The sequence below is a fragment of the Mesorhizobium sp. CO1-1-7 genome, assembly GCF_020164885.1.
Taxonomy (GTDB): domain Bacteria; phylum Pseudomonadota; class Alphaproteobacteria; order Rhizobiales; family Rhizobiaceae; genus Mesorhizobium; species Mesorhizobium australicum.
The window spans coordinates 518,468-541,320 of sequence record NZ_JAIUHA010000002.1; the positions used below are offsets into that span (position 1 = coordinate 518,468).

A 22,853-nucleotide genomic window follows, 5' to 3' on the forward strand; every position below is an offset into this window, starting at 1 on the left:
TCAGTTGGTGAGGCCGATCTCGCGCATCTTGACGTAGACGATCTCGTCGGGCTCGCCGGTCTGCGGCAAGCCGAACAGTGACTGGAACTCCTTGATCGCCGCCTTGGTGCGTGCTCCGACGACGCCATCCAGTTGCATGTCGTCATTGCCGAAGGCCTTCAGCCCGGCCTGGATCTTGACGATGCGGGGGTCAGGCCCCTGCAAGGCGGCATTCGCCTGTGCCTCGTTGGTCTGCAAGGACACGGGAACTGCGGCCGGCGGCATGTCAGGACGAGGTTGCGGTTTCGGCACGGCAGCCGTCTTCGGCGTTGCACCCAGTTGATCCAGGAGCAGTGCGTCGATCTCGCCCGAGGCGTTCAGCCCGACCTTCTGTTGATAGGCCTGTATGGCCTTGCGCGTGTTGGGGCCGGAAATGCCGTCGACGGTGCCGGAATAGAAATCAAGGTCCTTCAATATGCCTTGCACCTGCTCGACCACCGGGTCACCCTTGATCGGGGCGGGCGCGGCATTGGACCGCACGATGTTGATTGTCGTCTCGGGCTCGTCGGCGGCGGCGTGCGGAACGCCCTGGAAATTGCGTGTGGCGAAAAACGCCCCGGCGTGCGGGAAAGGCTGATACCATAGCGCATTCGCCGAGACATAGAACAGCGTCACCAGGAATGCGGTCGATCCTCCCACCAGGACGGGATTGCGCGAAATCATGCCGCCGACGGCGATGGCGCCGTCCTGAAAGGCATTGCCGCGGCGTTTGACCGCCTTAGCCTGTTTTGCGGAGCGAGCCATTTCCGTCCCCTTTCGCCCTCGTCACCGGCATTGTCAGCACTCCGGTCGGGTTGGCGGGGCGCCCCTTCGGCCCGCCGACCGGCAGGCTGATGGTGACCGTGGTGCCCTCGCCCGGCATGCTTTCGATCGACATGGTCCCTTCATGCAAGGCCACCAGCCCCTTCACCAGGGAAAGGCCAAGACCCGTGCCCTCAAAGCGGCGGGTATAGTCGTTCTGGATCTGCGTGAAGGGTTTGCCGAGATTGGCGAAATCCTCCTCGGCGATGCCGATACCGGTGTCCCTCACCCAGAAATGCAGACGTGAGCCGATCCGCTTGGCGCCGATGACGACATCGCCGCCGTCGGGGGTGAACTTGATCGCGTTGGAAACGAGGTTGATGAGCATCTGCTGTACGGCGCGGCGATCGGCATTGATATCGCCGGCGTCAGGGGCGATCTGCGTCTGCAGGTCGATATTCTTGGCCTGCGCCTGCAGCCGCATCATCGACTGGCACATGTCTGCGGCTTCCACGAACCGGAACGGCTCCGGCTCGGTGGCGTAAACGCCCGATTCGATCCTCGATACGTCGAGTATGGATGTCACGACTGCCAGCAGATGCTGGCCCGAGTCCCGCACCAGACCGACATATTCCTTCTGGCGCGGATCCTTGAAGGTGCCGAACATCTCGTGCAGCAGCATGTCGGAGAAGCCGATGATGGCGTTCAACGGCGTGCGCAGTTCATGGCTCACGACTGCCAGGAACCGGCCCTTGGCCACTTCGGCGGCGGCCGCCGTCTCATTGGCTTGCGCCAGTTCTTCGCGCAGTCGCGCGGTCTCGTCATTCTGGCGCAGGACAAGCGTGAAGACGTCGCCTTGTTTCTCGCCACGCACCAGTTCGAGCGCGAATGGCTGGTAATTGTCGGCCACAAAGCCACTTCCGTTGTGGGCGCCGTTGCCACTCTGGGGCAGCCTGATGCGCAATTCGAGGCGGCGCGACCGTGCGCCGTCACGCATGTCGGCCAGGGCGCTGAGATAGGAGACACGATCCGACAGGTGGACCCGATCGAAGAGGCCCGTTCCGGACAACAGCTCAGGCGGCAATTTCAGAAGCGTACGCGACTTGGCGGATGCATCCACGACCTCGCCGTGGCGGGCGACCCGCAAGACCACCGCGTCGATGATGTCTTCCAGTCGATCACCGGCATCGAGCGTATCGGCCGCGCCGGCGGTGCCGCGAAAAGCCGATATCCGCGGGATGAGGGCCAGCGCCCAGGCCAATGGCACCAGCCAATGCCAGGCGGCGATGTGCGCATCCGCCAATGGAAGGAAGGCGGCCGACAAGGACTGAAGGGCGATGGCGATGACGGCTGTCGCGCCCCCCCACAATGCCGCACGCCGTGACGCGCCGATCCACCAGGCTTCGAATGGCAGCGCCAGGGTAAGCATGGCGACAGGTGAACTCAATCCGCCGGCGGCACCGATGAGACCGGCAAGGGCAAGCGCCGCCATCGCCAGGGCGATCGGCCCCGCGGCAGCCATCTTGCCGGTAGCGGCTACCAGCAGGGCGACGAACCAGCACAGGCCGAAGGCCGCGAAAATGGCGGCCATGGTCACCGCGGCGCCCATCCCCGATGTAACCAGCGTGACCGCGGCACCCGCTGCAAAAAATGGCGCGGCCAGCATCACGCCGATGAAACGGCGCTGGCGCTCGCGGTCGCTCCGTTCGAGAACGCTGGGATGAACCATGCGCTCACAACCGGCCGCTATTGCACCAGGCAATTCAGCGTATCTGGCCTCGATCGGCATCAATTCAACGCACTCGCACTCGTCGTGAACAGCTCTGCTTTTGCAGATTGTCTTGGTTGGCTTTGAAACTCGCATCCAGCGTTTAAGGAATGGATAAGGCAGGGCCGACCAAGGCCCGCCCTGCGGCAAATATCGGGATGACGGCGGCCGAAAACCCGGTCAAATGCAGCCATAGTAAACGGAGGGTTATCCTGGCGGCCCTGTCGTCGGACCGCGGGCCAAGTCGTCGAAGCCGCTTTATTTCCTCGAAGACACAATTCATTCAACGGGATAGATGGTTATCGAATGGTGAGAAGAATCGTTCCGATATGAAACAAATCGACAGCAAAACGCTTCGTTTCGAATTTGCCTAAAATTTGAGGAAAATTCTCGGCGATCGTGCAAGCCGTCCTTTGTGCCTGTGTGTCAACATCCTGCCCATAAAAGAGGTCATGCCATATGATGCATGATCCGGTCACGACGAGAGGCAAGGCATGTTCTTCCTGATAAGAATGGCTTTCTGGTTTTCACTGGTGCTGCTGGCGCTGCCGCTGGGTGTCGGGTCCGATGAAACGGGCCAGGAAAGCGTCGGGCCGATCCAGGCCCTGTTCGCGGCGCGAGACGCCGTCGGCGACATCGCCGGTATCTGCGAACGCAAGCCCGATGTCTGCGAGACGGGCAAGTCGGCGATGCACACCATCACCGCACGCGCCAAGGAAACCGCCAAGATCGCGGCGGCCATGCTGGACGACAAGTCCGCCGGCCCCGATACCTCGACAATGACGGGCAGCGTACCGGAAGTCGTCCTGCCTGAAACGGTCAACCTGCCGATAAACAATTAAGCCGTCTCGACGGCGCACCGCGGGCAGTCTGCCCTCTCGACGCCCGCGGTGTCCTTGTTTTTTCCGTGACGCGGCGCCGCCGCGTGACTATATCCGGGTCATGACGACCACGATCCAGACGATCCGCGACGACTTCTCGTTCCTTGACGAATGGGAGGATCGTTATCGTTACGTCATCGAACTCGGCGAAGCGCTGCCGCCCTTTCCCGATGCGGAGCGCAACGCCACCAACAAGGTGCCAGGTTGCGTCAGCCAGGTCTGGCTGACCACCGAACGGGGTCCGGGCGCCGACCCCGTCATCACTTTCACCGGCGATTCGGACGCCCATATCGTGCGCGGACTGGTTGCGATCATGCTGGCGCTGTTTTCCGGAAAGACGGCCAGCGAAATCCAGAAAATCGATGCGGAAGCGACGCTGAAGGCACTCGGCCTCGACGAGCACCTGTCGCCCCAGCGTGCCAACGGTCTTCGCTCGATGGTCAAGCGCATCAAACGCGATGCCGAGATGGCGCTCGCCCAGACTGCCTGATCGACCTGTCGATCTTCCGCCCACCCCTGAAATCAAACGGCGCCCGAAGGCGCCGTTTGATTTCAATCCAATCTGGCAAGCAGCGACTACCGCGCCGCCTTGCGCTTGCGGCCGAGGCCCATCTTCTTGGCAAGCTGCGAGCGGGCCGCCGCGTAATTCGGGGCAACCATCGGATAGCTTGGGTCCAGGTTCCACTTTTCGCGATACTGATCGGGCGTCAGATCGTAGTGGGTCATCAGGTGACGCTTGAGCGACTTGAACTTCTTGCCGTCTTCGAGACAGACAATGTAGTCGTCATGAACCGAGCGCTTCGGGTTGACAGCCGGCTTCTGCTTGTCGGCAGGCGCCTGTTCGACGGTTCCGCCCACACGCCCGAGGGCGGCATGGACATCGGATATAAGGTTCGGCAGTTCGCCGACCGGCACCGGATTGTTGCTGACATAGGCAGCCACCACGTCGGCGGTGAGCTCGATCAGCGCATCATTGTTTCTGGAAGGTGTTTCGACAATATCCATGGTCTTCAGGCCCCAACAAGAGTTACGTCGGTCTGTGCCCCTTTTTACAGGCAGGGCATTGCACGAATTTGCGCAGATAGAGCTGCCGCGATTCGTGTCACGGGGACATCAATGCGGCCGCAGGTCAAGTAAGTCAATTCGTTGCGCGCATTATATTTATGAATCTTGATCAACTATTCCGCGATCAGCTTCAATCTTTCGTGCATCATGTAATTTTTCGATATTTCGCCCGCCAAACCGATAAAGCCTGACGTAAGGTCAGTTCACCGTTACATTCGCGATAACTCACAAATCAGGTTTCAATGCTCTCGTTTGCTTTGCCGTCGCTTCGGCAAACTTGGTTGTTCGCATCTGTCCTCAAAACCACAGGTTGCCGCTCCTCTCTGTCGGGCAGGCAACCAGGCGACATGCCCGTCGGTCGAACCCGTCGGGGCCAAAATCGATGGTCGTTCAATACGGGATGATATATCTGCCATAGGCCCAGCCGGTCACGAAGGTGCCGTTCTTGGCCGGCTCATGCCAGACTTCGCACCAGCGATAGCGAACCGTCTGCTGCTGTTTCCATGCCGGTTGATTGGCGATATCGAGCAGGTTTATGCCGCCGGTGCATCGTCCGGTCATCTGCAGGACGGTCCCGTTCGGGTATGCGACCTGCTTCTGGGATGTTCCCGACGGATATTTGCGCACATTGAGCGTGTCGCCGAACGGCACATTGGCCACTTGCCAAGCCGAAAATACGGTCGCATGAGACTGGCCGGCAAAGACCAGACTTAGCGAAGCGACGGCGAAAGCCGCAGCAATACGAGACCGAATAGTCATCTTCTCTCCCCCGGCCGTCGCATGGGCCGACACCAACTCTACGCCACAGCTCTTGAACCTGCCCTGATCGGCGTGTTCATTCGTCATTCAAGATATTTCCAGAGCGAGACGCAATGACCAGGACTTCCCGATTTCCAATCGCCAGCGCCCCTGCCCCCGAGAAAAGGCCCGTCTCGGACACGCATCACGGCATCACGCGAACCGATGAATATGCCTGGCTGCGAGCGGATAACTGGCAAGAAATGTTCAGGGATCCTTCCTTGCTCGATCCAGGTATCCGCGCCGAACTCGAAGCCGAGAATGCCTATCAGTCGACGCTGATGGCCGACACGTCAGATCTGCAAAAGCAGCTTTTCAAGGAAATGAAGGGCCGCATCAAGGAAGATGATTCTTCCGTTCCCATGAAGGACGGGCCTTATGCCTACGGCTCTTCCTTCAAGCTCGGCGGCGAGCAGCCGCGCTATTTCCGAACGCCGCGCGGCGGCGGACCCGAGCAGATCCTGCTCGACGGCGACGCCGAGGCCGAGGGCAAGGCCTATTTCCGGCTTGGCGGCGTCGATCATTCGGCCGATCATAGCAAGCTGCTATGGGCCTTCGACGACAAGGGTTCGGAATTCTACACGCTGCGTGTGCGCGACCTTGCCGACGGCAAGGAACTGGCGGACCAGATACAGGCCACCGGCGGTTCGGGCGTCTGGGACGCGGGCAATGACGGGTTCTTCTATACGCGTCTCGACCCAAACCACCGGCCGTCGAAGGTGCTGTTTCACGCACTGGGGCAGGCCCCTGAAACCGACCGGCTGATCTACGAGGAAACCGACCCCGGCTTCTTCATGAACGTCGACGGGACCCGCAACAATCAATGGATCATGATCGGCATCAACGATCACGAGACTTCGGAATATCGCCTCTTAAGCGCCAGCGATCCATTTGCCGAGCCGAAGCTGGTTTCGGCGCGCGAGACCGGCCTTCAATATGAACTTGAGGAAGGCGGCGATATCTTCTTCGTCCTGACCAACGCGGACGGTGCCAAGGACTTCAAGATCATGACGGCGCCGGCGAGCGACCCGGTCCGCGCCAACTGGCAGGAACTGGTGCCGCATGAACCCGGCCGGCTGATCCTGTCGGTGATCGGCTTCAAGGACCACATGGTGCGGCTCGAGCGCAAGGAAGGCCTGCCGCGCATCGTCGTGCGGGATCGGGCCAGCGGCGAAGAGCATCTGATTTCCTTCGATGAGGAAGCCTTCTCGCTCGGCCTTTCAGGGTCCCTGGAATACGACACCGAGATGATGCGTTTTTCCTACTCGTCGATGACGACACCGTCGCAGATGTTCGACTACAATATGCGCACTCGTGAGCGTGTGCTGCTCAAGACCCAGGAAGTGCCGTCCGGCCACGATCCGCACCTCTACGTCACGAGGCGGCTGATGGCGCCGGCGGCCGATGGCGAACTGGTGCCGATCTCGCTTCTGCATCACCGCGACACGCCGCTGGATGGCTCCGCGCCATGCCTGCTCTACGGTTACGGCTCCTACGGTATCACCGTGCCGGCCGCCTTCAACACCAACTGGTTCTCGCTGGTGGACCGTGGGTTCGTGTTTGCCATCGCCCACGTGCGCGGCGGCAAGGACAAGGGATATGGCTGGTACGACGACGGCAAGCGGGCGCACAAGATGAACACCTTCACCGATTTCATCGCCTGCGCCCGCCACCTCGTTGCCGAGCGCTATACCGCGCATGACCGAATCGTCGCGCAAGGCGGCTCGGCCGGCGGTATGCTGATGGGCGCCATCGCCAACATGGCGCCGGATTGCTTCGGCGGCATCGTGGCCGAGGTTCCCTTCGTCGATGTACTCACCACCATGCTCGACTCAACGCTGCCGCTGACCCCGCCAGAATGGCCAGAATGGGGCAATCCGATCGCGTCGGCCGACGATTACCTGACGATCGCCGCCTATTCGCCATACGACAATGTCGCCGCGCTCGACTATCCGCCGATCCTGGCGCTCGCCGGTCTCACCGATCCGCGCGTCACCTATTGGGAGCCGGCCAAATGGGTTGCGCGGCTGCGCGACCGCAAGAGCGGCGACAATCCGGTACTGTTCAGGATCAACATGGATTCCGGCCATGCCGGTGCCTCCGGCCGGTTTTCACGCCTGGAGGAGATCGCCTATACTTATGCCTTCACGCTGAAGGTGACGGACAAGGCATAGCTCACGGAGGACGCTGCGATGATCGATCTGGCCACAGCGATAGCTTACATCGCGGTTGTGCTCGGCTTTGTCTTCATTCCTGGCCCGGCCACATTGTTGACGATCGCCCGCGCAACGAGTTCGGGGACGAGAGTCGGAATCGCCACAGGCGGCGGGATCGCGGCCGGCGATGTGTTTCATACCGCCATGGCGATGGTTGGGATATCGGCGATCATCGCCACATCGGCGACGCTGTTCAGCATCGTAAAGTATATCGGCGCGGCCTACCTCGTTTACCTCGGCATTCGGGCCATCATCGAGAAAGCGCCAACCGATCCGACCGCCGGCGCGCTTGCAAGCTCCGCCGGCAAGGCGTTTCGACAGGCTGTCCTGACCGAGGTGCTCAACCCCAAGACCGCGCTTTTCTTCCTGGCGTTCCTGCCTCAGTTCGTGCGGCCCGAAAACGGATCAGTGATGGTTCAATTGGCCGTATTGGGGATCATCTTCGTCATGCTGGGGCTTTTCAGCACGGTCGTGTTTGCCGTGAGCGCAGGTCGGCTCGGCAGTTTCCTGCGCCGAAATCCGACAGTGCTGAAATGGCAAGGCAAGGTTGTCGGCGGCATCTACTGCGCCCTGGGTGTCCGCCTCGCCTTGCAAGAGCGCTGAGGCCAGGCGACCCACTCTGCTGGCAGGCCTGATGATCATCACTTTTTGAATTCCGCGCGGCTCATTTCCGCTCGCAATTGCGACGGTCGCGCGCTACCCAAGGCACGGTTTTCCCGGGCACGAAGTCCGCACTTGCACAAGGGTCCATTATGCTGCTCGTCGACGTCTATCTCGACAAATCGCCGATCCAGGGCATCGGTGTGTTTGCCAAGAACCATATTGCCAAGGGCACGCTGGTCTGGAAGCTCGACCCCCGGTTCGATCGGATCATCGACGTCGAGACCTATGAGAGCGAAACCGGGCCGGTGAAGAACTACCTCGACCGCTATTCCTACCCCGACCGTCGCGATCCCGCCTATATCGTCTTCGAAGCCGACGATGCCCGCTACATGAACCATGACGACGAGCCGAATTGCGATGTCTCGTCGCCCGAGGAGACCTACGCCTTGCGCGACATCGCGCCTGGCGAGGAGATGACCTGCAACTACAACCTTTTCTTCGAAACGGGCTTCGATTTCCTCGGCGATCGCCACCTGCAGTCCGAGGATTAGTTCGTACTTTTCTTGGGCGCCGGATAGCCGTTGGGATGCGGCGGCACCGCCTTCAGATAGGCAGCAATCGCCACACGGTCGTCCGCCGTCAGCTCGGCCATGTTGCGCTGCACATCGACCATGGCGCCGCCGACGGAATCGAAATCCGGTGTGAATCCGGTTTCGAGGTAGTTTGCGATGTCGGACGCGGACCAGCTGCCGATACCTCCCTCGCCCGAAGTGATGTTCGGCACGACGCCCGAGCCCTCGGCGGCCACCGCACCGGCCAGCCATTCGCTTTTCCTGGTTCCGCCAGCGAGGTCGCGCGGCGTATGGCATTCGCCGCAATGGCCCGGTCCTTCGACCAGGTAGCGGCCCGCCATCACGGGGTCTGGCGCGCCATCAGGCAGGGGCACGACAGGCTTGTCACTGAGATAGAGCCGCTTCCACAGGCCAATGCCGCGCCGGATGCTGAACGGGAACGCCAGCGAATTGCCGGGCGCCTTGCCGGCGACGGCGGGAAGCGTCTTCAAGAAAGCGTAGAGGTCGGCGACATCTGACGGTTTCATGCGAGCATAGGAGGCATAGGGGAATGCCGGATAGAAATGCTCGCCCGAAGGCGACACACCTTTCAGCATGGCGTTAGCGAGATCCCCGGCCGACCATGCGCCGATGCCGTCCTTAGGATCTTGCGAAATATTGGGCGGAACAAAGATCCCGAATGGCGTCTTGAGTTCGAGCCCGCCTATGAGCTGAAGCCGTGCATCGCCCTGCGACCCGGGCTTGGCATGGCAGGAGGTGCAGCCGCCGGCATAGAAGATGCGCTTGCCCCGGGCAACATCGCCTGGGCCGAGTTGCGCCAGAGTCGCCGCATCAAGCGTGACCGGTGCCGACAGCAGCCACCCCGCCGACGCGCCGGCGACGCCCAGGACGAGGGCCGCGCCGACGAGCTTCTTCAGCCATGCCATGGCTGGCGATCAGCCCTTTTTGACCCTGTAGCCCTGGTGGCAGGTACCACAGTCCGAGCCGATGGTGCCGATCTGCGTCTTCAGCGCATCGACGTCGGCCGGAGCCGCCGCGACCGCAGCCTTGACATCGGCGAGATACTTGTCCTCGGTCGCCTTGAAGCCGGCCATGTCTTCCCAGATTTTTGGCGCCGCCGTGGTGTCGCCGGTGTCGGTGCCCTTCGGGAACAAGGCCTCTACGTCGAACTTCTCGGCATTTGCCTGCAGTGCCTGCAACTGCGTCAGCACCGCGGCGGCATCAAAGGGCTCCTCGCCCTTGACCACTTTCGACAGGCCGCCGACGATCTTTCCGCGTTCCTTCATCAGAGCCTGCCGATCGAGGATCGGATCGGCAAAGGCCGCCGATGCGGCGAGTGCGAGCATGGAGATGGCGATGACAAGCTTTCTCATTCATTTGGCTCCGTGGTGAAGGCATTTCAGGACAGGACGTTAACGGATGCGGGAGGTGGAATATTCCCATTCTCCCGCATGAAATTGCATGACCCTAGCCGTGGGGTTCGAGACGAAAAGAAAAGGCCCGGGAGTGCCGGGCCTTTCGGAAGATTGATCAGGCATTCGCCTTTTCGTAGAGTTCAAGCACGTGATCCCAGTTGATCAGGCTATCTACGAAGGCCTCGAGGTATTTCGGCCGGGCGTTGCGATAATCGATGTAGTAGGAGTGCTCCCAGACGTCGACGCCGAGGACCGGCGATGCGCCATGAACCAGCGGGTTCTCGCCGTTCGGCGTCTTCGATATCGCCAGCTTGCCGTCCTTGACCGAAACCCAGGCCCAGCCCGAACCGAACTGCGTTGTGCCGGCGGCAATGAAATCAGCCTTGAACTTGTCGTAACCGCCGAGATCGCTGTCGAAAGCCTTCTGCAGCGCGCCAGGGAGCTTGTTGCCGCCGCCGCCCTTCTTCATCCATTTCCAGAAATGGATGTGATTGTAGTGCTGGGCAGCATTGTTGAAGAGACCGGCATTCTTGCCGAACGATTGCTTGACCACCTCTTCGACCGAAAGATCGCCAAGGCCGGCTTCGGCGGCGAGCTTGTTGCCGTTGTCGACATAGGCCTTGTGATGCTTGTCGTGGTGATACTCCAGCGTCTCTTTGGACATATAGGGCTGCAGGGCCTCATAGTCGTAGGGCAGAGCGGGCAATTCGAAAGCCATGGGTAGTACTCCCTCGTGGAAAATCCGGTGTGGATACCGGAGTAAGATAGGTCGGGATTGAGCTGGAGCAACTCCGGAAGTGAAGCGCCGGTTCCCTTTCTAAGCGGGTTCCCGGGAACTGTCACACGCTTTTCCTGTGACCAGCCGCGCGGCGACAAAAAGGCCGGCTATCTCAGCCAGCCGAGGTCGAATGCGCCCACTCCCAATAGAGTTCACGTGCCTTCTTGGCCACCGGGCCGGGTTGCAGATCACGGCCCTCCATGCGGGTGACCGGCACCACCTTGGAGTGGTTGCCGGTCGAGAAGATTTCGTCCGCTTCGAGGAAATCCCGCACCGACAGCGTCTTTTCAGTCGTCGTGAACCCATAGTCGCCAAGCAGCGTCATCGTGCGCGCGCGGGTAATGCCGGACAGGAAGGTTCCGTTCGGCGCCGGCGTCAGCACATGGCCGTCCTTGACCAGGAAGATGTTTGAGCTTCCGGTCTCCGCGACATTGCCCAGCATGTCGAGCACAAGCGCGTTGTCGAAGCCGCGCGCCTTGGCCTCGAGGATGGCGCGGCCGTTGTTGGGATAGAGGCAGCCGGCCTTGGCGTTGGTCGGCATGGTTTCGATAGTCGGGCGCCGGAATGGCGACACGGTCACCGAAAAGCCGGTCGGTGAGATCATCGGCGATTCATAGAGGCAGAGGCAGAAACGGGTCGAGGCGGGATCGGCCGGCACGCCCATGTAGCCGCCATGCTCGGCCCAGTACATCGGCCTGATGTAGACCGCCGTCTTGCCGTCGAATTTCTTCAATCCGTCCCAGGTCAGCCCGACGATCTGCTCGGGCGTCATGTTCGGCGCCAGCCCAAGCGCGATCGCCGAGGCATTGACGCGTGCGGCATGAAGTTCGAGATCGGGCGCCACGCCTTCGAACCACCGCGCGCCGTCGAACACGCTGGTGCCGAGCCACATGGCATGGCTGCGCGGCCCCAGAATGGCGACATTGCCTTCGTACCAATCGCCATCGACGAAAGTCCATGTCGCGGATTGCGCCGCCGCCGCCAGTGTCATCGCGTTTTCCCGTTCCGGTCAATCTTGTGTGACAACATTGGATGATGCTTTGACCGCCGCCGTCAACCAGCATCGGGGAGTTTTGTTGAGGCCAGCGACGGGTGCGCTGCAATCAAGGCTTGCACCTTGTCCCGCCTCGCCTCAAAACTGTTGCCATGCAATACGCCGCCTACGTGTTCGACGCCTATGGCACGCTGTTCGACGTGCACGCCGCCGTGCGCCGCCATGCGGACGCGATCGGCCCGGACGGCCAACTCCTGTCCGAAATCTGGCGCGCCAAACAGCTCGAGTATTCCTGGGTTCGCACGCTGATGGGCGCCTATGCCGATTTCTGGCAGCTGACCGAACAGGCGCTGGACTTCGCCTTGCGCAAGGTCCCTTCGGCCGATCCGAGCCTCAAGGCGAAACTTCTGGAAGCCTACTGGCGGCTGGACTGTTATCCCGAAGTGCCGGCCGTGCTGAAAGCGCTCAAGGCTTCGGGCGCCAGGCTGGCGATCCTCTCCAACGGTTCGCCCGAAATGCTGCAGGCAGCAGTCAAGTCGGCGGCACTCGACCAGGTCCTGGACGACATCTATTCGGTCGATGCGGTGCGTCGCTTCAAGACCGATCCTATTGTCTACGACATGGTCGCCACGGGATGGCGCCTCTACCCCGGCGCGGTCTCCTTCCAGTCCTCCAACCGCTGGGACATTGCGGGCGCCACCAAATTCGGCTTCCGCACGGTCTGGATCAACCGCTCCAACCAGCCGGAGGAATACCAGGACTTGCCACCGGCCCTGATCCTGCCATCGCTGGAGGCCCTCGTATCCGGCGCCTAGCTGACCTGTGGCCCCAACGCCACAGTGGCGGCGCAGTCACAGCTTCGCCTTTGTTTGTCCACGTTCGAGCCAGAATCGGAACCGCCTATCGCCTCAGGTGTTGTCAGGCACCCGCAGCGAACGTCCGCGTGTTGACGCTTTGTTGCGATTTGAGTCTTAAAGAAGGCAGCCATGTCCATAACCGAAATCGAATCCTATCGCCTGAGCCGTCGCGGCTTCCTCAACGCCGCAGCCCTGGGCGCCGCCTCGATCGCGGTTTCCGCATGCGCCACCACCGGACCGGGACCAGCCGAGCCGCCGCCGCCACCAACCTATGTCGAACCTCCGCTCGCCGACTATGCGTCGATGTACGCTGCGGTCAACGATGGCGGTTTCGATCTGCCGGCCATCCCCGTCGACAGGATCGATCCGCAGTTCCTGCGCCAGATCGTACCCGACCCGACCGGGCAGAAGCCGGGAACCATCGTCGTCGATACGACAGGCCACTTCCTCTATCTGGTTCGCCCGGGCGGCCAGGCCATTCGCTATGGTGTCGGCCTTGGCCGCGCCGGCTTCGAATGGTCGGGCGACGCTGTCGTCCAGTGGAAGCAGAAATGGCCGAAGTGGACGCCGCCGGATGAGATGATCGCCCGCCAGCCGGAATTGAAGCAGTACAGCGCCGACAATGGCGGCATGCCCGGCGGCCTAAAGAACCCGCTCGGCGCACGTGCGCTCTATCTCTTCCAGGGCAATGTGGACACGCTCTATCGCCTGCACGGCTCGCCGGAATGGCGCTCGATCGGCAAATCGGTGTCGTCGGGCTGCGTGCGCCTGATGAACCAGGACATTATCGACCTTTATGACCGCGTGCCCTCGAAAACGCCGGTCATCGTGACCAGCGACGCTCGCCAGCCGATGGTGGCGACGGCCAACCACAAGGCGATCCCGATCGATGCCGGCGTGCCGGATGGATCGGTGCTGCTCGGCCCAGTCAAAGCGGTCACGAACGCGATCTTCTGAGTTTCAGGGGCTTCTGAGTTTCAGGGGGCAGTGGCGTTGCGGCTGCCCCGATCCTACCGTCCCCGCGACAAACTACCCAGAATCCCGCGCACAATGGCACGTCCAACCGACGAGCCGACCGAGCGGACTACCGACTTGATCGCGGCCTCGGCCACCGTCTGGCGATTGGAGGGGCGCGGCGCCGGCGCGCGCCGGCCACCGGACTGCGGCGCGGGATCGTCATTACCGAAGCCTGGAATGGTCCAGCGCGAGCCGCCGGTGCCGGCCTGCTGCGCCTGCGCCTCGGCGTCCTGCGCCTGCTTGGCCTTCTTCTGCAGCATTTCGAAGGCCGATTCGCGGTCGATAACCTGGTCATACTGGCCGGTGACCGGGCTTTCCCCGATCAGCTTCTGCCGCTCGGCCGGGGTGATGGGTCCAAGCCGCGATGACGGCGGACGGATCAACGTGCGCTGGACCATGGACGGAATGCCCTTGGCCTCCAGGGTCGAGACCAGGGCCTCGCCGGTGGCGAGCTGGGTGATGGCGGTGGCGCAGTCGAAATCCGGATTGGGCCGGAAGGTTTCGGCCGCCGTCCTCACCGCCTGCTGCTCGCGCGGCGTGTAGGCGCGCAGCGCGTGCTGCACGCGGTTGCCGAGCTGGGCCAGAACCTTTTCGGGGATATCCAAGGGGTTTTGCGTGACGAAATAGACGCCGACGCCTTTCGAGCGGATCAGGCGGACCACCTGCTCGACCCGGTCGATCAGCACCTTCGGCGCCTCGTCGAACAAGAGGTGCGCCTCGTCGAAGAAGAACACCAGCTTCGGCTTGTCGGGGTCGCCAACCTCCGGCAGTTCCTCGAACAGCTCCGACATCAGCCAGAGCAGGAACGTCGCGTAGAGGCGCGGATTCATCATCAGCTTGTCGGCGGCCAGCACGCTGATGGCGCCGCGACCATCGCGGGTGGTGCGCATGATGTCGGCAATGCGCAAAGCCGGCTCGCCGAAGAAGTTCGCCGCGCCCTGCTGCTCAAGTACCAGCAGCGTGCGCTGAATCGCCCCCACCGACGGCTTGGTGACGTTGCCATAACGGGCGCTGATTTCCTCGGCGCGCTCCGCGATGTTGGCGAGCAGCGCCTGCAGGTCCTTGAGGTCGAGGAGAAGAAGGCCCTCTTCATCCGCAATGCGGAAGGCAATGTTCATGATGCCTTCCTGCGCGTCGGTCAGGTTCATCAGCCGCGACAGGAGCAGCGGGCCCATTTCCGAAATGGTGGCGCGGATGGGGTGGCCCTGCTCGCCGAACAGATCCCAGAAGATGACGGGAAATTCCTGGAAGTCGTAAGGGTCGAGCTTGACCTGTTCTGCCCGCTTGACCAGGAAATCCTGGGCGGTGCCCATCATGGCGATACCGGAAAGGTCGCCCTTGATGTCGGCGCAGAAGACCGGCACGCCGGCGTTGGAAAATCCCTCTGCCAGGATCTGCAAGGTGACGGTCTTGCCCGTACCGGTGGCGCCGGTCACCAGGCCATGGCGATTTCCGTATTGCAGCAGCAGGTTTTCGGCGCGCTGATAGCTGTCGTCGGGCTTGCGGCTGGCGCCGATAAAAATACTGGTGTCGTCAGCCATAGGTCGGGTCTCCGCAAAACTGATGTGTCTAAAGCCAGCCTTTGCCCGATGGTATAGTGAGGCTGCCGCACAGCGACAATGACAATTGTCCAAGGCAGGACAATCGTCCAATCAGGGCTATCGTCCAAATCGGACCAATCGCCAAAATCGGATTTTGGAACTTGCGGATTTCGATGGTGTTTGGCAATCGTTCATGGTCCGTCCACGCAAGCGACCTATATCAGGTGGATCGAATATCAGGTGGGTCGAATTCAAGCCCTGGGCGTGCATTGCGATAACTGACCGGGGACCGTAGATTAGGCTGCCCGGGCTGGTGCGGCCACATAGAACGAGGACGATGAATGGGCGCCGGAGCCTTGACCAGGGATGTTGAGCCAACGAATGCGGAGCGTCAGCGATGGCTGACCCTGGCGGAAAAAGCGTTGGCCGGCGCATCCTTCGAGGAAAAGCTGGTCTCGCATACCGACGACAACATCCGCGTCGAGCCGCTCTATGAACGCGCGACCGGAACGGAACCGATCGTGCGCGCCAATCCTCAATCGCCGTGGATCGTCAGCCAGCGCGTCGACGACCCCGATGTCGAACGCGCCAAGAGGCAGGTCCTGGAAGATGTCGCCCAGGGCGCGACGGGATTGTCGCTCGTCTTCGAGGGCGCCCCGAACGCGTTTGGCTACGGCCTGCCGAGGACGGCGCAGGCGCTTGAGACGGTGCTGGAGGGCGTGCCCCTCAACCGGGTCCAGATCCGTATCGACACCCACCCCTGGAGCCGCCCCATGGCCGACTGGCTGGTGGCGTTCCTGAGCAAGCGCCGCTCCGATCCGGCAAAGCTCAACCTTTCCTTCGGCATCGATCCGGCTGCTATCCTCGCCGGCACCGGCCGGTTGCGCATGTCGATCGAGGCGCTGCAGGAATCCATGCCGCAATCGCTGGCGCATTTCTTCTCGATGGGCGTTCCGGGTGTGCTTCTGGAGGCGGACGGTCGCGTCTTCCACAATGCCGGCGCCACGGAAGCGCAGGAACTCGGCATCATGCTGGCCTCGGCGGTCTCGTATCTGCGAATGTTCGAGAAGGCGCGGCAGCCGCTCGTCTATGCCGCGCCTCATATCGGTTTCGCGCTCAGCGTCGACCAGGACCAGTTCCTGTCGATCGCCAAAGTGCGAGCCCTGCGCAGGCTGTGGGCACGGGTGCAGGAGGCCTGCTCGATTCCCAATTCCACGGCCAACATCCATGCCGAGACATCATTTCGCATGATGACGGCATTGGATCCCGAAACCAACATCCTGCGCACGACGATCGGCTGCTTCGCCGCGGCGGCGGGAGGCGCCGATTCGATCTCAATCCTGCCGCATACGATCGCGCACGGCCTGCCGGCCGCCTTTGCCCGCCGCGTCGCGCGCAACGCGCAGCTGATCATGGCCAATGAAAGCCATGTCGATCATGTCGCCGATCCCGCCCATGGCTCCGGCGCCGTCGAAGCGCTGACCTCAGACCTTTGCGAAGCCGCGTGGGCGGAATTACAGGCCATCGAGGCTGAGGGTGGCGTGCTGTCCAGCCTTCGGGACGGACATATCCAGCAGCGCGTCCGCAACGCCGCCGCCCATCGCGCCATAGCCTTCAAGTCAGACGAGCGGGCCATTGTCGGCGCCACGCTTTATCCGTTGAAAAGCGAGCGCCCGGTCGAGACGCTGGACGCAGAGAAGCGACCTGCCTTCACCGAGGGCGTCGTCCTGTGCGAAGCGTTGTCTCCGGTCCGCATCGATCAATCCATCGGGGCCGCTTCTTGATTCCGGATTTCAGTCAGATCGGCTGGGTGCCGCCGCGCCGCGCGCCTGTCGAGGTCAAGGGACAGCGAACAACGCCGGAAGGCCTTGTCGTCAAGCAGCTGTACAGTCAGGGCGACCTCAAGGGATTGTCGCATCTCGACACCTATCCGGGCCTGCCGCCCTTCGTGCGCGGCCCCTACCCGACCATGTATGTCCAGCAACCCTGGACCATCCGGCAATATGCCGGTTTTTCGACCGCCGAAGAATCCAACGCCTTCTACCGGCGCAACCTTGCCGCCGGCCAGAAAGGCCTTTCGGTTGCCTTCGATCTCGCCACGCACCGCGGCTATGACTCAGACCATCCGCGCGTCGCCGGCGATGTCGGCATGGCGGGTGTGGCTATCGATTCCATCCTCGACATGCGGCAATTGTTCGACGGCATTCCGCTCGGCGAGATGACCGTGTCGATGACGATGAACGGCGCGGTGCTGCCGATCATGGCGCTCTACATCGTGGCGGCGGAAGAGCAAGGCGTCGCGCAGAAGGATTTGGCCGGGACCATTCAGAACGACATTCTGAAGGAGTTCATGGTCCGCAACACCTACATCTATCCGCCGAAGCCCTCGATGCGGATCGTCTCGGACATCTTCTCCTACACCTCGAAGAACATGCCGAAGTTCAATTCGATTTCGATCTCCGGCTATCACATGCAGGAGGCCGGCGCGACCGCCGACCTGGAGCTCGCCTATACGATCGCCGACGGGATTGAATATGCCCGCGCCGGCGTCGCGGCGGGGCTCGACATTGACCGTTTCGCGCCGCGCCTGTCGTTCTTCTGGGCGATCGGCATGAATTTCTTCATGGAAGTTGCCAAGCTCAGGGCCGCACGCCTGTTGTGGGCGACGCTGATGAAAAAGAACTTCGCGCCAAAGGACGAGCGGTCGCTGTCCCTGCGCACCCATTGCCAGACCTCCGGCTGGTCGCTGACGGCACAGGATCCCTACAACAACATCATCCGCACCATGATCGAGGCGATGGCCGCGACCCAGGGGCATACCCAGTCGCTGCACACCAACTCCTTCGACGAAGCAATGGCGCTGCCGACCGACCATTCGGCGCGCATCGCCCGCAACACGCAACTCGTCCTGCAGAAGGAATCCGGCACCACGCGCATCATCGATCCGTGGGGCGGTTCGGCCTATCTCGAACGGCTGACGCATGATCTGGCGGCGCGTGCGCTCGCCCATATCGAGGAGGTCGAGGCTCTCGGCGGCATGGCGGCGGCGATCGAAAAGGGCATACCCAAGCTGCGCATCGAGGAAGCCGCCGCCCGCACGCAGGCGCGCATCGATTCCGGCGAGCAGATGCTGGTCGGCGTCAATGCGCATCGCCCCGGGACCGATATTGAGGTCGACGTGCTGAAGATAGACAATGCCGAGGTCAGGGCCCGGCAACTCTCGAAGCTGCAACGGCTGAAAGGCACGCGTGACGTCGCCGCCGTCGAAAGCGCGCTCGATGCGCTGACCCGTGCCGCACAGAGCGAGGACAACCTCCTGGAGTTCGCCATCCGCGCCGCGCGCGCCAATGCCACTGTCGGCGAAATCTCGTTCGCCCTGGAAAGAGCTTATGGCCGCCATGTGGCCACGGTGCAGACCATTTCCGGTGTCTACCGCAAGGCGCTTGGCGACAGTCCGGTGATCGACCGCCTGCAGGACAAGCTCGGTGCCTTCGAAAAGAAAAACGGCGGCAAGCCGCGCATCCTCGTGGCCAAGATGGGACAGGACGGCCACGACCGCGGGCAGAAGGTGATCGCCACGGCCTTCGCCGATCTCGGCTTCGACGTTACCGTCGGCGCCATGTTCCAAACGCCGGAAGAGATCGCGAAACTGGCTGTCCAGAATGACGTCCACATCATCGGCGCCTCATCGCTGGCAGCGGGTCACCTGACGCTGATCCCAGAATTGCGCGACACGCTGAAGAAGCTCGGCCGCGGCGACATGCTGATCGTGGCCGGCGGCGTCATCCCGCCGCAGGACTATGATGCGGTGCTGCAAGCCGGCGCGGCGGAAATCTTCCCGCCGGGCACGGTCATTCCGGAAGCGGCGGAGCGGCTGCTGGATCGGCTGCTATCCTCGTGACGAATCTGTTATAATATCTGTTGCAACACCCGGCGCATCGCGTTATAATTAGCGTTGCAACAGGATGTTTCATCATGAACACCACAATTCGCAAGATCGGTAATTCCGAAGGTGTGATCCTGCCGAAGGACTTGCTCGATCGTCTGAATATGAAGACCGGTGATCAGCTCCAGATCGTCGAAACGGATAAGGGCATTGCCCTTGAGCCGGTGGATGACAGTTTCGAACGGCAGATGGAAGCTGCTCGCAAGGTCATGGACAAGTACAAGGTCGCGCTTCAGAAGCTCGCCGAATGAGTTGGGAGTTCCTGACCCGGCGCGCAGTCGAAGCGATGCATGCCGAGCAATTGCGCAGGCACGGCGGAGCACAAGGTCTGAGAGATGAAAATGCTCTTGAATCGGCGCTTGCCCGCGCCGAAAACAAGGCAAACTACGGAGATCCCTCGGTCGAGGACCTTGCAGCCGCCTATGTCTTCGGGATTGCCAGGAACCATGCCTTTGTCGACGGCAATAAGCGGACAGCGATCGTCGCCGCCGGCGCATTTTTGATCGTGAACGGCCATGTCCTGGTGGCCGACAACGGCACGCTCTACGAATTCGTCATGGCCGTCGCTGCCGGCGAGATCGACGAAGCGGGTGCGGCCGCGTTTTTCCGCGACCATGTCGTCAAGCTTGAAGACTAACTTTCGGAGAGCTTGACGATCTCCCACTCCTTGCCGTTGACGGTGGCCACGTCGCCAACCTTCTTGCCGAACAGCGCGACCGCCATCGGCGAGACATGCGAGATGCTGCCCTTGGCCGGATCGGCTTCATCCTCGCCGACGATCTTCCAGTGCACCTTCTTGCCGTCGTCACTTTGCAGCGTGACACCCATGCCGAAGCGGACGACATCGCTGCCGGGCTCCGGCACGGAAAGCTCGGCACTCTCGCGCCGTGCGGTCCAGTAGCGCAGGTCGCGCGACACGACCGCAATGCGCTCGCGGTCGGCTTTCCGCTCCGCTTTCGCCATGATATCGCGCAGATCGGCCAGATTGTCGTCGATCTGCGCAAGGCCGCGCTCCGTCACCAGGTTGCGGTGCGTGCTGATCGGCCGCTCGCCAACACCGGCGATCGCGTTTTCGCTGTCTTCTTCGCGGGTAAAAGCTCTGCTCATCCCCTGAACTTAGGCGCCGAGTGGCTGCCCGACAAGTCATTGCCGCCGAGAAGAGGCGCGTTGAACGTCTGGCATGATTCCTGCGGTGTCGGGGCTGAACACTGGGATTCTGTGCCGATGTTGAACAGACGAACGCTGCTGACGCAGACCGCCGGCTTTGCGGTCACGGGCCTCGCGCTCGGCAAGACGGCCGCCGCCGGCCTAACCGGCATCGAGAAAGCCTCGATGCGAGGCTCGATCAACGCCACCGAACTTGGCGTCCAGCCCGGTACGTTTGACGACCAGAGCAAGGCCTTCGCCAAGCTGCTGCGCGACGCGAATGGCCGTGACATGCCGGTCTTCCTGCCGCCCGGCACCTATGTGGTGTCCAATCTCTCGCTGCCTGGTCGCGTGCGTCTTTCCGGCGTGCCGGGCGCGACACGGATCGTCTATGGCGGCGACGGCCATTTGTTTATGGCCGAACACGCCGACCATATCGAACTCAGCGGACTGGTTTTCGACGGCGCGAATCGCTCTATGGGCGACTACGCGCAAGGACTGCTCGATCTGCGCCGGGTGGCGCATCTCGTGGTTGACAACTGCCAGATCACGGGCAGCGGCAAGAACGGGCTGGCGCTGGAACACGCCGCGGGCCGGATCGAGCGTTCGGACATATCGGGGGCGGCGGACGCCGGCATCTATTCGGTGGAGGCCGCAGGACTGGCGATATCAGGCAACACCGTCTCCGATTGTGCCAATGGCGGCATCCTAGTGCACCGCTGGCAAGCTGCGGAAGACGGCACCATGGTCACCGGCAACCGCGTCGAACGCATTGGCGCGCGCAGCGGCGGCACCGGCCAGAACGGCAACGGCATCAATGCCTTCCGCGCCGGCAATGTCGTCATCTCGGGCAATGTGGTCTCCGACTGCGCCTTCTCGGCGATCCGGGCCAACAGTTCCAGCAATCTGCAGATATCGGGCAACACCTGCTCACGCTCGGGCGAGACCGCGGTCTATTCCGAGTTCTCGTTCGAGGGTGCTGTCATCTCCAACAACATCGTCGACGGTGCCGCCAACGGCATCTCGATCGTCAACTTCAACGAGGGCGGCCGCATGGGTATCTGCTCCGGCAACATCGTGCGCAATCTGTCGACATCAGGCCCCTATACCGCGGATCCACCCGGCTTCGGCGTTGGGATCGCCGTCGAGGCCGACACCGTCGCTTCCAACAACGTCATCGAGAACGCGCCGCTCTACGGCATGTCGATCGGCTGGGGGCCGTATCTGCGCAACGTCGTGGCCACCGGCAACATCATTCGCAAGGCAGGCACCGGCATCGTCGTCAGTGTGGTCGAAGGTGCCGGCACGGCCGTCATCTCCGACAACGTCATCGATGGCGCGTCGAACGGAGCGGTTGTCGGCCAGCGCTGGGCCGAGCCGGTGACATCAGACCTCACCCAGACCAGCCGCAGCGGCTATGCGCACCTGACCGTGGAGCGCAACCGCGTCAGCTGATTGCCACCTTCAATTCAGGGCCGGCGTCGGCCTCAGCGCCCCGACCTTGGCGCCAATCCGGCTTTCGATAGGCGCATTCGCCAGTTCGAGCAGCTTCGCCGCCAAGGCCTCGTCCGCCCGCAGCAGCTTGGCGAGGACCGCGGCGGCGATTGCATCGCCGGCGCGCCCGGCACCGTCATCGCATTTGACCGCGATGCCGAGGCCGAGTTCCGGAATTGCGGCACAATGGACGCCCTCGGCCCCGCCTTTCGCGAAAATTCGCCCCGGAGCGGCTTCCATCAGCAACAGGTCCGCGCGGCCGGTGCCGGCCACGAAGAACGGCTCCGCCATGCAGGCCGAAAGCAGCCGCTTCGCGGCCTTCGCCCGCTCCGGGCCAAAGCCTTGGGCCGTGGCCATGCGAGCAAAGCCGAGCGCGAAACTCCTGAGCGGCACCGCATAGGTCGGAATCGAGCAGCCGTCGACCTCGCGTTCGTCGGGGCCGTGGACAGCGCCGGTGACTGCCTGCATGGCGTCGCGCACCATTTCCTGCAGGGCGTGATCCGGTCTGACATAGCCGCGATGCGCGATGCCCAAATGAACGCAGGTACAGAGGAAACCGGAGTGCTTGCCGGAACAATTGTTATGCAACGCATTCGGTGAGCCGCCGGCACGCGCGAGCGCAATCTCCGCGTCATGGTTCGAGGGCCAGTGGACCCCGCATTCGAGCGCCGACCCGTCCAGCCCGGCCCTGGCCAGCATGGACCGCGCCAGTTCGACATGCGCCGGCTCGCCGGAGTGGGAGGCACAGGCCAGCGCCAGTTCGCGGTCACCGAAGCCATAGGCATCCGCGGCACCCGTTTCGACAAGCGGCAGGGCCTGGATCGCCTTTACGGCGGAACGCGGAAAGACCGGCTTCGACGTATCGCCGATCTCCAGCACCGGCTTGCCGTCGGCATCGAAGACGGCAACGGCGCCGCGATGGGCGCTCTCGACAATGGCGCCGCGCAAAACTTCGATCAGAACCGGATTTGCCATGCTACCT

23 protein-coding genes are annotated in these 22,853 nt (G+C 62.3%); 12 read left to right on the forward strand and 11 right to left on the reverse strand.

Annotation, left to right across the window (positions count from 1 at the left end; genetic code table 11):
* Together LB516_RS06025 and LB516_RS06030 are read right to left on the reverse strand one after the other, a co-directional pair.
* Nucleotides 1-783: a peptidoglycan-binding protein gene (locus tag LB516_RS06025; protein ID WP_140788184.1), complete on the reverse strand. Its 783-nt coding sequence runs from the start codon at nt 781-783 to the stop codon at nt 1-3.
* Nucleotides 758-2,509, reverse strand: a complete 1,752-nt coding sequence (locus LB516_RS06030) for a sensor histidine kinase (RefSeq protein WP_140726664.1) — start codon at nt 2,507-2,509, stop codon at nt 758-760. The genes LB516_RS06025 and LB516_RS06030 overlap by 26 nt, the downstream gene beginning before the upstream one ends.
* Nucleotides 2,510-3,042: 533 nt before the next feature.
* Between LB516_RS06030 and LB516_RS06035 the strand changes: the two genes are divergently transcribed.
* Both LB516_RS06035 and LB516_RS06040 read left to right on the forward strand, forming a co-directional pair.
* Nucleotides 3,043-3,390 carry a DUF5330 domain-containing protein gene (locus tag LB516_RS06035; RefSeq protein ID WP_015318646.1) on the forward strand — a complete coding sequence of 116 codons (348 nt, stop codon included), beginning with the start codon at nt 3,043-3,045 and terminating at the stop codon, nt 3,388-3,390.
* Between the two features lie 100 nt (nt 3,391-3,490).
* Nucleotides 3,491-3,919: a SufE family protein gene (locus LB516_RS06040; protein ID WP_015318647.1), complete on the forward strand. Its 429-nt coding sequence runs from the start codon at nt 3,491-3,493 to the stop codon at nt 3,917-3,919.
* A gap of 86 nt (nt 3,920-4,005) precedes the next feature.
* Here the strand turns inward: LB516_RS06040 and LB516_RS06045 are convergent, their stop codons facing one another.
* Both LB516_RS06045 and LB516_RS06050 read right to left on the reverse strand, forming a co-directional pair.
* Nucleotides 4,006-4,434, reverse strand: coding sequence for a MucR family transcriptional regulator (locus tag LB516_RS06045; RefSeq protein ID WP_015318648.1), 429 nt, complete (start codon nt 4,432-4,434; stop codon nt 4,006-4,008).
* A 450-nt stretch (nt 4,435-4,884) separates the two neighbouring features.
* Nucleotides 4,885-5,253, reverse strand: a complete 369-nt coding sequence (locus tag LB516_RS06050) for an SH3 domain-containing protein (protein WP_140618729.1) — start codon at nt 5,251-5,253, stop codon at nt 4,885-4,887.
* 113 nt (nt 5,254-5,366) lie between these two features.
* Here LB516_RS06050 and LB516_RS06055 point away from each other — a divergent pair, with 113 nt between their 5' ends.
* The 3 genes from LB516_RS06055 (at nt 5,367) to LB516_RS06065 (ending at nt 8,662) form a co-directional block, all read left to right on the forward strand.
* Nucleotides 5,367-7,466, forward strand: a complete 2,100-nt coding sequence (locus LB516_RS06055; protein ID WP_224719123.1) for a S9 family peptidase — start codon at nt 5,367-5,369, stop codon at nt 7,464-7,466.
* A gap of 18 nt (nt 7,467-7,484) precedes the next feature.
* Entirely contained in the window at nt 7,485-8,111 is a 627-nt protein-coding gene (locus tag LB516_RS06060; protein ID WP_140618579.1) for a LysE family translocator, read from the forward strand.
* 149 nt (nt 8,112-8,260) lie between these two features.
* The gene (locus tag LB516_RS06065) at nt 8,261-8,662 is read left to right on the forward strand and encodes an SET domain-containing protein (protein WP_015318651.1); all 402 of its coding nucleotides are present in this window, start codon (nt 8,261-8,263) and stop codon (nt 8,660-8,662) included.
* Here LB516_RS06065 and LB516_RS06070 read toward each other — a convergent pair.
* The 4 genes from LB516_RS06070 to LB516_RS06085 form a co-directional block, all read right to left on the reverse strand.
* Entirely contained in the window at nt 8,659-9,609 is a 951-nt protein-coding gene (locus LB516_RS06070; RefSeq protein WP_224719124.1) for a cytochrome c, read from the reverse strand. The two genes, LB516_RS06065 and LB516_RS06070, sit on opposite strands and share 4 nt — an antisense overlap.
* A 9-nt stretch (nt 9,610-9,618) precedes the next feature.
* Complete coding sequence (locus LB516_RS06075) at nt 9,619-10,056, reverse strand: c-type cytochrome (protein WP_015318653.1); 438 nt, start codon at nt 10,054-10,056, stop codon at nt 9,619-9,621.
* A 157-nt stretch (nt 10,057-10,213) separates the two neighbouring features.
* Nucleotides 10,214-10,816, reverse strand: coding sequence for a superoxide dismutase (locus LB516_RS06080; RefSeq protein ID WP_224719125.1), 603 nt, complete (start codon nt 10,814-10,816; stop codon nt 10,214-10,216).
* 172 nt (nt 10,817-10,988) lie between these two features.
* Nucleotides 10,989-11,867 carry a branched-chain amino acid aminotransferase gene (locus tag LB516_RS06085; protein WP_015318655.1) on the reverse strand — a complete coding sequence of 293 codons (879 nt, stop codon included), beginning with the start codon at nt 11,865-11,867 and terminating at the stop codon, nt 10,989-10,991.
* 155 nt (nt 11,868-12,022) lie between these two features.
* Here LB516_RS06085 and LB516_RS06090 point away from each other — a divergent pair, with 155 nt between their 5' ends.
* Together LB516_RS06090 and LB516_RS06095 are read left to right on the forward strand one after the other, a co-directional pair.
* Nucleotides 12,023-12,685 carry a haloacid dehalogenase type II gene (locus tag LB516_RS06090; protein WP_015318656.1) on the forward strand — a complete coding sequence of 221 codons (663 nt, stop codon included), beginning with the start codon at nt 12,023-12,025 and terminating at the stop codon, nt 12,683-12,685.
* A gap of 171 nt (nt 12,686-12,856) precedes the next feature.
* Nucleotides 12,857-13,684 carry a L,D-transpeptidase gene (locus LB516_RS06095; protein ID WP_140726655.1) on the forward strand — a complete coding sequence of 276 codons (828 nt, stop codon included), beginning with the start codon at nt 12,857-12,859 and terminating at the stop codon, nt 13,682-13,684.
* Nucleotides 13,685-13,737: 53 nt separating this feature from the next.
* Here the strand turns inward: LB516_RS06095 and LB516_RS06100 are convergent, their stop codons facing one another.
* Entirely contained in the window at nt 13,738-15,285 is a 1,548-nt protein-coding gene (locus LB516_RS06100; RefSeq protein ID WP_224719126.1) for a helicase HerA-like C-terminal domain-containing protein, read from the reverse strand.
* Nucleotides 15,286-15,626: 341 nt separating this feature from the next.
* On the opposite strand from LB516_RS06100, the gene LB516_RS06105 reads away from it, so the two are divergent.
* The 4 genes from LB516_RS06105 to LB516_RS06120 all read left to right on the forward strand — a co-directional run bounded on the left by LB516_RS06105 (nt 15,627) and on the right by LB516_RS06120 (nt 19,868).
* Nucleotides 15,627-17,069: a methylmalonyl-CoA mutase subunit beta gene (locus LB516_RS06105; protein WP_224719127.1), complete on the forward strand. Its 1,443-nt coding sequence runs from the start codon at nt 15,627-15,629 to the stop codon at nt 17,067-17,069.
* Nucleotides 17,066-19,186: a methylmalonyl-CoA mutase gene (gene scpA / locus LB516_RS06110; RefSeq protein WP_224683634.1), complete on the forward strand. Its 2,121-nt coding sequence runs from the start codon at nt 17,066-17,068 to the stop codon at nt 19,184-19,186. The genes LB516_RS06105 and scpA overlap by 4 nt, the downstream gene beginning before the upstream one ends.
* A 74-nt stretch (nt 19,187-19,260) precedes the next feature.
* Entirely contained in the window at nt 19,261-19,482 is a 222-nt protein-coding gene (locus LB516_RS06115) for an AbrB/MazE/SpoVT family DNA-binding domain-containing protein (RefSeq protein ID WP_135863661.1), read from the forward strand.
* The gene (locus tag LB516_RS06120; RefSeq protein WP_224719128.1) at nt 19,479-19,868 is read left to right on the forward strand and encodes a type II toxin-antitoxin system death-on-curing family toxin; all 390 of its coding nucleotides are present in this window, start codon (nt 19,479-19,481) and stop codon (nt 19,866-19,868) included. Before LB516_RS06115 ends, LB516_RS06120 begins: the two co-directional genes overlap by 4 nt.
* Here LB516_RS06120 and greA read toward each other — a convergent pair.
* Entirely contained in the window at nt 19,865-20,338 is a 474-nt protein-coding gene (gene greA, locus LB516_RS06125; RefSeq protein ID WP_140663181.1) for a transcription elongation factor GreA, read from the reverse strand. The two genes, LB516_RS06120 and greA, sit on opposite strands and share 4 nt — an antisense overlap.
* Before the next feature lie 117 nt (nt 20,339-20,455).
* Between greA and LB516_RS06130 the strand changes: the two genes are divergently transcribed.
* The gene (locus LB516_RS06130) at nt 20,456-21,832 is read left to right on the forward strand and encodes a TIGR03808 family TAT-translocated repetitive protein (protein WP_224719129.1); all 1,377 of its coding nucleotides are present in this window, start codon (nt 20,456-20,458) and stop codon (nt 21,830-21,832) included.
* 9 nt (nt 21,833-21,841) lie between these two features.
* On the opposite strand, the gene LB516_RS06135 is transcribed toward LB516_RS06130, so the two are convergent.
* Complete coding sequence (locus LB516_RS06135) at nt 21,842-22,846, reverse strand: asparaginase (protein ID WP_224719130.1); 1,005 nt, start codon at nt 22,844-22,846, stop codon at nt 21,842-21,844.
* Between the last annotated feature and the right edge of the window lie 7 nt (nt 22,847-22,853).